Here is a 2,312-nt window from a genome sequence, read left to right as displayed (position 1 = left end):
GCGGGTCCGGAATCTCGCCACGGCAGCCGCGGAAGTGACCTCATCGTGGGCGTCAACGGATGCCTGGCTGCCGTAGTAGATCTCGTCCTGGACCAATGCGTCTGTAATTTCGATTCTCCGTGATTCTTTGCGTGAATGTGTCCCTACTTGCATGATAACGTCCGCCCCAAAATCGCCTTGATTATCCGCGGCTGAAACGCCGCCAGTGTGGGCCGCGAGAGCCCCTCGTCCACCCCGGAAACCGGGGTTCGGCGAGGGTTCAGCCGGCCTGGTCAGCCCAGGAGGGCCAGGCGCCAGCTGCGAAGGAAAGCGGCCCCGGCGTCGTCGTGGATGACGTCCTCGCCCAGCCCCAGATCCGCCGCCGTGAGTACTTCGTACGGTTTCACCGGGACTCCGTCGGCGGGCCGGACGTCGACGTGTTTCACCGGGTGGTCGTTGTGGTGCAGCCAGTCGGCCATAGCGTAGTCGGTCCGTGAATCACCCACCGTGCGCCAGGCCTGCGGGGTGACGCCCTGCGCCGCCAGCAGCTCAACGGCCCGGCTCGCGCCGAGGTCCTTGCCGAGCCGGACCGACTCGATGTCGGTGGAGATGATGGTCGGATCCACGCGGTAATCGATCCGGTCATCGGAGTCCGGTGCATGGTGGTCCAGGCGCACCACTCCGAGGCCGTGCCGGGCCATCAGTTCCATGGCATCTGCGTCAAAGAGCTGCTGCTCGGCCCGGTAGTCGGAGTTCTCGACGGCGATGTGCTGCTCGACGGAGACCATGGCCAGCTTGGTTTCATCGAAGAACATGTGGCTGGCGTAATCCTCGGCCACAAGCCGGCGCACGTCGTCCCCGAACGCACGCGGGATGGCCAGCTCGTGATCGACGTGGACTGCCCCGGGGCCAGTGGCGGTGTAGCTGAACCAGACCGCGCCCTTCTCGCACACGGCATGGATCAGGGTGCCGGCCGGCATCCCCGCCGCGATCATCGGCTCCATCACCTGTTCGCGGATGAACGCAGCCGAACGGCCGGTATTGAAGATCACCGGGATTCCCGCCGCGGCCAGCGCCAGCAGGTCCGCGATGATCGCCGGCTGCACCGTACGGGTGACGGGACTCGCCACAGGACCGTCGACGTCGAGCAGCAGCGCCAGGGGAGGAGCCGACGGCGAGAGGGAAGCTGAGGTCTCGGGAGTTGTCATGGCTCCATTCTCCCAGCCGGCAGGCATCTTTGCATGTGGCGTGGACCGTGCCGCCGGCAAGGTCTTGGCTGTGACAGTAAGGACAAGATGGTGTGACAAATGGTTACCGTTTGGCTACAACCTCCCGGCAGCGGGAGTGGTGGATTCCTTTGGCCGTCCAAGTTCCTTAGGCTTGCATGGTGATATTCAAAGCCGTGGGCGAGGGCCGCCCGTACCCCGACCATGGTTACAGCACGCCCAAGGACTGGGCGGCACTGCCGCCGCGACCGGTCCGGCTGGACGATCTGGTGACCACCAAGCGCACGCTCGACCTCGAGGCGCTGCTGGCAGAAGACTCCACGTTCTTCGGCGATCTTTTCCCGCACGTCGTGGAATACCGCGGCGTCCTCTACCTCGAGGACGGCCTGCACCGCGCCGTCCGGACCGCACTGCACCAGCGCACAGCGATCCACGCGCGCGTGCTGGTGATAAATGGCTAGAAAGCCGAAGGACGTCACCGTACTGCACGGGCACCAGGTCATTACCGGATCGGACTTGCGGGCCACCTTCGTGGAGGATGACGAGCTGCACGACAACCCCGTCAGGATGCGCCGACGCATCCTGCATGGCGCCGTCCTGGTGCTCCTCGTCGGGCTGGTTGCCGCCGCGATTGTGGTTGCCCTCGCGATCATGAACGGCCAGATCAAGGTTCCGACGGCGGAGCGCAGCCAGGCTGCGGCGGCCTCCGTCTGCCCGGAGGCGCGCTTTGACTACACGCCGCCGGAGAAAATCAACCTCAATGTCTTCAATTCGACGTCCCGTCCGGGTCTGGCCCGGACGGTGGCCGACGAGTTCGTGGCCCGCAAGTTCATGGTCGGCGCCGTCGCTAACACGACGTCGAGCTACCGCGGGGTGGCGCTGGTCGTGTCCGGCGCTGCCGGCCAGTCGGCGGCGTTCAGTGTGCAGCGCAACCTGCCGGGCTCGGACTATTTCCAGGACGCCCGGACGGACCCGAGCGTGGACGTTATCCTCACCGGAGACTTCAAGGAACTCGCGAAGCCGGAACTGGTCGACCAGACACCCGGCCAGCTCAGCTGCCCGCGCGAGGACCGGCGGATAGTCGACGAGCCGGGGACCGTGACCCCG

General features: G+C 65.9%; 2 protein-coding genes and 2 pseudogenes (1 of these 4 only partly in view). 2 read left to right on the top strand and 2 right to left on the bottom strand.

Annotated elements, in window-relative coordinates; genetic code table 11:
* Positions 1 to 153 (bottom strand): annotated as a pseudogene (locus K789_RS0114240) (stealth family protein) (it extends 1,473 nt beyond the left edge of the window).
* 119 nt (positions 154 to 272) lie between these two features.
* Positions 273 to 1,187 (bottom strand): hypothetical protein, encoded by a 915-nt coding sequence (locus K789_RS0114235; RefSeq protein ID WP_024367338.1) that lies wholly within the window; start codon positions 1,185 to 1,187, stop codon positions 273 to 275.
* Positions 1,188 to 1,366: 179 nt separating this feature from the next.
* On the opposite strand from K789_RS0114235, the gene K789_RS0114230 reads away from it, so the two are divergent.
* Both K789_RS0114230 and K789_RS24670 read left to right on the top strand, forming a co-directional pair.
* On the top strand, positions 1,367 to 1,666 hold the full coding sequence (locus K789_RS0114230) for a type II toxin-antitoxin system VapB family antitoxin (protein ID WP_024367337.1): 300 nt from the start codon (positions 1,367 to 1,369) through the stop codon (positions 1,664 to 1,666).
* Positions 1,659 to 2,294: pseudogene (locus K789_RS24670) on the top strand (LytR C-terminal domain-containing protein); the annotation flags it as partial. The gene K789_RS0114230 and the pseudogene K789_RS24670, both read left to right, overlap by 8 nt.
* Positions 2,295 to 2,312: the final 18 nt, after the last annotated feature.

It is taken from the genome of Arthrobacter sp. TB 26 (assembly GCF_000427315.1).
Lineage (GTDB): Bacteria > Actinomycetota > Actinomycetes > Actinomycetales > Micrococcaceae > Arthrobacter.
Note: the sequence above shows the minus strand (reverse complement) of the source record. Positions and strands in the feature narration are given on the sequence as shown.

Coding starts and splice junctions, on each gene's coding strand:
- K789_RS0114235 (WP_024367338.1), bottom strand. CDS start 1,187: ATGACAACTCCCGAGACCTCAGCTTCCCTCTCGCCGTCGGCTCCTCCC.